Source organism: Micromonospora sp. 15K316 (assembly GCF_004348525.1).
Classification (GTDB): domain Bacteria; phylum Actinomycetota; class Actinomycetes; order Mycobacteriales; family Micromonosporaceae; genus Micromonospora.
This window is the reverse complement of the sequence record NZ_SMKG01000284.1, coordinates 1-6,402: the sequence shown is the minus strand read 5'-3', so window position 1 is coordinate 6,402 and position 6,402 is coordinate 1. Positions and strand designations below refer to the sequence as shown.

The window sequence follows — 6,402 nt, the reverse complement described above, 5'->3', positions numbered from 1 at the left end:
GGCCTCAGTACGCCACGCTGAAGCGCACGTTCTCGTGCCGCGGGTTCTCGATCTCGTCGACGATCGCCACCGCGAGGTCCTCGTAGGTGAGCACCGACCGGCCCTGATCGTCGGTGACCGGCTCGTCGGCGCCGGTGCGGTAGTGCCCGGTGCGCTCCCCGGGGTGGAACTCCAACGGCGGTGGCGAGACGTACGTCCAGGTCACCCCGTCGGCCTGGCCGCGGTAGTAGTCGAGGGCGTCGGCCTGGCCCTGCGCCGAGTCGCGGTACGCCTCGGGGAAGTCCGGCTCGTCCAGGAAGCGCGTCCCTTTCGGGGTGAGCAGCGTCGACCCGCCGCCGAGGTGGATGATCCGGGGCGCGTCCGGCATCCCGCGCAGGGTGGTGACGAGCGCCCGTGCCGCGTCGAGCCACAGCTCCCGCTCGCCCCCGCCGATCGCGACCACCATCACGTCCGCCTCCGGGGCGAGCTCCCGCACGCTCCGCTCGCTGGTCACGTCGCCGGTGACCACCCGTACCCCCGCGGGCAGGTAGGAGGTGGCCTCCGGGCGGCGGACCGCCGCGGTGACCCGGTGCCCCCGCGCGACCGCCTCGGCGCTGACCCGGGAGCCGGCGGTGCCACCCGCGCCGAACACCACGATGCTGCTCATGACCGCCTCCCGCCGGACGTGACCTCCGGCCCTCAAGGCTATTGACCGGGTCGCCCGCCGGGGGCGTTACCGCGAGAACCCGGAGCGGCTCAGTCCACCAGCGCGGAGTAGACCAGCTGGCGCAGCTGCGACCGGATCGGGTACGTGCTGGAGGGCAGCAGCTGGGTGAAGAAGAGCGCGGTGATCTCCTCGGCCGGATCGACCCAGAACGCGGTGCTCGCCATGCCACCCCAGTAGTACTCGCCGACGCTGCTCGGCACCCGGCTCGGTACCGGATCGTCGACCACCGCGAAGCCGAGCCCGAAACCGATCCCGTCGAGCGTGGTCTCGGCGAAGCCGCCGGTGGAGAGGGTGCCCAGATCCTGACCGCCGGGCAGGTGGTTGCGGGTCATGAAACGCACCGTGCGCGGGCCGAGCAGGCGTACCCCGTCCAGCTCGCCGCCACGCACCAGCATCTGGGTGAACCGGTGGTAGTCCGCGGCGGAGCAGATCAGGCCGCCGCCGCCGGAGTGCAGGGTCGGCTTCCGGTACGCGAGAGCGCCGAGCTGGTCGTAACGCAGGGCGTGCCCGGTGCGGGGGTCCGGCGCGTAGAGCGCGGCGAGGCGGCCAACCTCGTCGTCCTCGACGTACCAGCGGGTGTCGGTCATGCCGAGCGGCCGGAGGATCCGGTCGGCGAAGAAGGCGTCGAGGCTCTGCCCGGAGACCACCTCGACCAGCCGGCCGAGCACGTCGGTGGCGACCGAGTAGCCCCAGGCCGTGCCGGGCTGGAACAGCAGCGGAAACCGGCCGAAGGCCGTGCAGGCGCCGGCCAGGTCGACGTCCGAGGGCGGGTACAGGTCGTAGCCGGCGGCCCGGTAGAGGCCGTCGACCACCGAGGTCTGCATGAAGCCGTAGGTCAGGCCGGCGGTGTGGGTGAGCAGGTGCCACACCCGGATCGGCTCCACCGCCGGGACCGTGTACGGCTTGAGCGTCGAGCCCTTGGAGTAGACCCGCGGCTCGGCGAACTCGGGCAGCCAGCGGCTGATCTCGTCGGTCAGCTCGAAGCGCCCCTCCTCCCAGAGCATCATCGCGGCGACCGAGGTGATCGGCTTGGTCATCGAGTAGATCCGCCAGAGGGTGTCCGGCTCGACCGGGACGCCCGCCTCGCGGTCGCGCTGCCCGTAGGTGGCCGAGTGCACCACCTCGCCGCGCCGGGTCACGATCGCCTGCCAGCCGGCGAGCCGGCCGTCGTCGACGTACCTGCCGAAGTGCTCGTCGATGCGCGCCAGGCGCGCCGGGTCGAAGCCGATCTGGTCCGGGTCGATGCTCCGCGCCACACTCACCTCGCCGAACCTACTCGGCGGTACGCGCGCCGGGAAGAGGCTCCGGCCACACATGTCGGTGGTCGTGGGTAGCCTGGCCCGATGCCCGAGTCGACGGAGGACGAGACCTTCCGCAACGAGGACTGGTACGGCGAGGAGCTGGTCGACCGGCGCTTCGTCCGCTGCTCGTTCTTCGAGGTGGACCTCACCGAGGCGGTCAGCCGGGGCGCCGTCTTCGACGGCTGCACCTTCGGCAACGTGAGGTTGAACGCCTCCCGGCACACCGACTCGGCCTTCACCCGGTGCGCCTTCCAGCGGTGCAACCTCTTCGAGGCCGAGTTCACCGGCTGCAAGCTGGTCGGCAGCACCTTCACCGAGTGCGACCTGCGGCCGTTGACGATCGCCGGGGGCGACTGGTCGTTCGTCGCCCTGCCCGGCGCCGACCTGCGCGGTGTGCGGATCACCGACGTACGGATGCGGGAGGTCGACCTCACCAAGGCCAACCTGACCGGTGCCACGGTCACCGGCGTCGACCTCTCCGCCGCCCAGCTGCACGGCTCGCGGCTCGCCGGCGCCGACCTGCGCGGCACCGACCTGACCGCGCTCGATCCGGCGGCCGTGGAGCGGGCGGGAGCGATCGTCGACGCCGGGCAGGCGGTGGTGATCGCCCAGGCCCTCGGCTTCGAGGTCCGCTGACCGCTGCCGCCCGGCGCGTTCCTCGACGGGTACGCCGCAGACGGTCCGAGATTCCGATTCGGATCGATCTCGGCTACCTTCCTTCCCGTACCGGGCCGGGCACACGACCGTCCGGTATGGAAGCGACGAGCCGTCCGGAGCGCCCGCAGGGGTGGTGCGTGCCGGGCCGGTGACCGTTGGCGGGACCGGGAGGGTCGGGGTGGCCGAGGAGGACGTGCCGCGGACGGACGCGATGCCGTCGGGCCGGGGAGCTGCCCACCGTGCCGCGCCCCCGGCCCGCCACCGCTCGACCGTCGGCGCCGCCGGCCGGAAGGTGCTGCGGCGAGGGCTCACCTCGATCCGCCCGCCGCGCCGGATGGCCGCCGGCTCCGCCGTGCGCCCCGGGCATCGGTGGACGGTCGCCGGGCTCGCCCTGCTGACCGGCCTCGCCGCGCTGGTCGGGTACGTCGGCACTCGCCCCGATCCGGAGCCGGGGCCGCCCGGTGCGATCACCGAGGGGGCGGTCCGTCCGAGCGGCTACCCCGCGGTGGAGGCGAACCGGACGGACACCGGCCCGGCCGTACCGGGGCTGCGCCCCCGTCAGCGGCCGACGGCCTCGCCCAGCCCGTCCGCCACCAGGCCCGCCGCGCCGGCGCCTCCGGTGCTCACGGTCAGCCAGGCCGAGATCCCGGCCGAGGTCGACCTGACCGCCGTCGGCCCGCGGGACTGGGTGCACTGGGGGCTGCGGGGCGCCGGCTCGACGGTCCGGAAGCAGTCCGGCTCCGGAGAGATCGTCGACGCGGGCGGCACTGGCGCGCGCGGCGGATGGGACGGTAACCAGGAGCTGTTCGGCTGGCGCGACGGCGACTCGGTACGCACTGTCGACGCCACCGCGAACGGGGTGTACACCTGCGGCATCGGCAACGGCTTCAAGCTGGCCGTCGCGGGCAGCGGGGAGCTGCGCACCGTACGGCTCTACGCCGGGCTCTGGATGGCACGTGGCCGGCTGGACGCCCGGCTCTCCGTGGGCGGTCCGACGACGACCCTGCGGATGGAGGACCCGCACACCAGCCGCAGCGCCGAGTTCACCCTGCGCTTCCGCGCCCCGAAGGGGGCCCAGCTCCTGATCACGTGGACCACCGAGGCGGTCTTCTCGTACGACTGCGGCAACGTCGGCCTCCAGGCCGTCGCGCTGCGCTGAGCCGCGCCGCGGGCTGCCCCTTCCCCCGTTTCTTCGCGCGCCGCGGGCCGGCGTCGGCGGTAGCGTGGGCATCGGCCGTGAGAGATGCGAAGGGAGTCGCCCATGACCGCGAGCGAGGGCGTGCTGGACAGCCCCACGAGCTGGGTCGCCAGCCACATCCGCCGGTACCTGGAGACCGACGGGACCGACGGGCACGAGTGGCGACCGGGGGTGTTCACGCTGCTGCTGACGACCCGGGGCCGACACAGCGGCAAGCTGCGCCGCACCGCGCTCATCTACGGGCGCGACGGCGAGGACTACCTGGTCGTCGCCTCGCAGGGCGGCGCTCCGCAGCACCCGGCCTGGTATCTCAACCTGCTCTCCGAGCCGCAGGTCGAGGTGCAGGTCGGCGCCGAACGGTTCACCGCTCGGGCGCGGGTCGCCACGGCCGAGGAGAAGCCGCGGATGTGGGCGACGATGGCGAAGATCTGGCCCGCGTACGACGAGTACCAGACCAAGACGGACCGGGAGATCCCGGTGGTGGTGCTGGAGCGCGCCTGACTGCGGCGGTACGGGTCGACCGGACATCCGTCCGGGATGCGGGACAGTTTGTCCGTCGCCCTCGGTCGATGGCGTCGTAACTTTCTGCTGTCCCCGTCCGACCATCCTGTGTGGAGGATGCGCAGATGAGCACGAGCACCGCCTACCGTGTCGGTCCGACCGCCCCGGCCGGTGTCGCCGAGCCGTCCGACGAGACGCTCCGGGAGATTCCGCTGCCCCCGTACGTGACGGGCGAGGACGCCCAGTTCGCGGTCCGGGCGGTGGTGGTGCACGCACCCCGGCGCTGGTCCGGCGGCACCATCTGCCGCAACGACGCGAACCCCCACCCCTGCCGCCTGCACCGCTGGGGCACCCGGGTGCTGGCGCTGCGGGGGCTGCGCGACGCCGACATCGCGGCGCTCATCGAGCGCGGCGACCCGACCGCGCCGCTCCCGCCCCGCCCGAGCGCCTGACGTGCCGGGCCCCATCCGGGGCCCGGCACGTCAGGCCGGTCGTGGACGGTCGCAACGGTGTCGGGGGCCGTGGAGACCGGCCCCCGATCAGCAGGCGATCGGCTTGACCCAGGAACACTCGCCACCCTCGGGCACCTGCGGGGCCTCGGGCGTCGCGGACGGTGCGACCCGCGCCCGGTCCACGCTCTTCTCGCTGTGGCCGGCGAGCGCGACCGCGATCTGGTCCTCCAGCCCCTTCACCGAGGAGGCCAGGTAGTTGTTCAGCAGGATCGAGAACGCCAGCACCCGGCCGTCGGCGTCGGTGACGTAGCCGGAGAGGCCGGACGCGCCCGTGAGGCTGCCCGTCTTGGCGTGCACGTTCCCCGCCGCCGGCGTGCCCTGCATCCGGCTGCGCAGCGTGCCCCCGACGAAGCGGTCGGGCTGGCCGGCGATGGGCAGCGCCGCGTACCAGGTGTCGAACCAGGGTTCGGTGCGCACGGCGGTGAGCAGGTCGACGAACTCGCCGGCCGGGATCATGTTGCGCCGGGACAGGCCGGAGCCGTCCCGTTGCCGCAGCGCGCCGGTGTCCACGCCGGCGCCCGCCACGTACCTCTCGATCGCGGCGAGCCCCGCCGACCAGGTGCCCGAGCCGGAGACGACCCGGCCGATCTCCTTGGTGAGCACCTCGGCGTGCCCGTTGTTGGAGAGCTTGAGGAACGGCACCATCAGCTCGGCCAGCGTCATCGAGTCGTGGCGGGCCACGGTGGTGGCCCCGGTCGGCGTGGGCCGGCCGGTCGCCGTCGCACCGAGCACCCGTACGCCGTGCCGCCGCAGTGCCGCCCGGAACACATCGGCCGCGTAGCCGGTCGGCTCCCAGACCGTCACCCAGTCGCTGGCCGGCGCGTCGCCCGCCGCGATCTGGCCGGTGACCACGATCGTGTTGCTGCCGTGCTCGCGCTCGAACGAGATCGACGTCTCGCCGTCGGCCACTGTCCTGGCCCGGTTGTCGAAGCGGAGGTAGCTCGTCGGCGGGGTGGTGGTGAGCACCGCCGGAGCGCCGGCCCGCGAGCCGGGCGCGGCGTGGACGATCACGGTGCCCGCGTCGTAGTCGGTGTCCGGCGCGACGGTCAGGGCGGAGACCTGTGCGGCGTAATACCAGGGCTCGTCGTCCCAGGTCCAGTCCGGCCCGAGCCGGGTGCGGTCGTAGCGGGTGTCGTCGGCGACCAGGTCCCCGGTCACCACGCGTACGCCCGACGCCGCGACCTGCGCCGCGAGCGCGTCGTAGTCGGCGGCGAGGAGGGTCGGGTCGCCGCCGCCGCGCAGGTAGAGGTCGCCGGTGACCGCCGTGCCCCGGCGCTTGCCGGTGGTGCGTACCTCGGTGCGGAACCGGTGCTCGGGCCCGAGCAGCGCGAGCGCCGCCGTGGAGGTGAGCAGCTTGGTGTTGGAGGCGGGCACCAGCCGGCGGTCGCCGTTGCGGTCGTAGAGGGTCTGGCCGGTCGCCGCGTCCGCCACGACGACCGATGTCTGCGCTCCGGCCAGCCGAGGGTCGGCGAGGACAGCGTCGATCGTCGCGTTCAGGCGGGTGACGGAGGGGGCGGGGGTTTCGGC

The 6,402-nt window shown here is 73.7% G+C and carries 7 protein-coding genes; 4 read left to right on the top strand and 3 right to left on the bottom strand.

Going from position 1 to position 6,402, the window contains the following annotated elements; genetic code table 11:
- Window positions 1–4 precede the first annotated feature (4 nt).
- Window positions 5–646 carry an NAD(P)-dependent oxidoreductase gene (locus E1211_RS29525; protein WP_132353095.1) on the bottom strand — a complete coding sequence of 214 codons (642 nt, stop codon included), beginning with the start codon at window positions 644–646 and terminating at the stop codon, window positions 5–7.
- Window positions 647–735: 89 nt separating this feature from the next.
- Window positions 736–1,968 (bottom strand): serine hydrolase, encoded by a 1,233-nt coding sequence (locus E1211_RS29520; RefSeq protein WP_132353093.1) that lies wholly within the window; start codon window positions 1,966–1,968, stop codon window positions 736–738.
- Window positions 1,969–2,049: 81 nt separating this feature from the next.
- Here E1211_RS29520 and E1211_RS29515 point away from each other — a divergent pair, with 81 nt between their 5' ends.
- The 4 genes from E1211_RS29515 (at window position 2,050) to E1211_RS29500 (ending at window position 4,815) form a co-directional block, all read left to right on the top strand.
- A complete protein-coding gene (locus E1211_RS29515) occupies window positions 2,050–2,643 on the top strand; it encodes a pentapeptide repeat-containing protein (RefSeq protein WP_132353091.1) in 594 nt (197 codons plus the stop codon).
- Window positions 2,644–2,842: 199 nt separating this feature from the next.
- A complete protein-coding gene (locus tag E1211_RS29510) occupies window positions 2,843–3,823 on the top strand; it encodes a hypothetical protein (protein ID WP_207915553.1) in 981 nt (326 codons plus the stop codon).
- A 102-nt stretch (window positions 3,824–3,925) separates the two neighbouring features.
- The gene (locus E1211_RS29505; RefSeq protein WP_132353089.1) at window positions 3,926–4,363 is read left to right on the top strand and encodes a nitroreductase family deazaflavin-dependent oxidoreductase; all 438 of its coding nucleotides are present in this window, start codon (window positions 3,926–3,928) and stop codon (window positions 4,361–4,363) included.
- A gap of 125 nt (window positions 4,364–4,488) precedes the next feature.
- Window positions 4,489–4,815, top strand: a complete 327-nt coding sequence (locus E1211_RS29500) for a hypothetical protein (protein ID WP_132353087.1) — start codon at window positions 4,489–4,491, stop codon at window positions 4,813–4,815.
- An 87-nt stretch (window positions 4,816–4,902) separates the two neighbouring features.
- Here E1211_RS29500 and dacB read toward each other — a convergent pair.
- Window positions 4,903–6,402, bottom strand: a 1,500-nt coding sequence (gene dacB, locus E1211_RS29495; protein WP_132353085.1) for a D-alanyl-D-alanine carboxypeptidase/D-alanyl-D-alanine-endopeptidase, incomplete at its 5' end; no start/stop codon positions are given.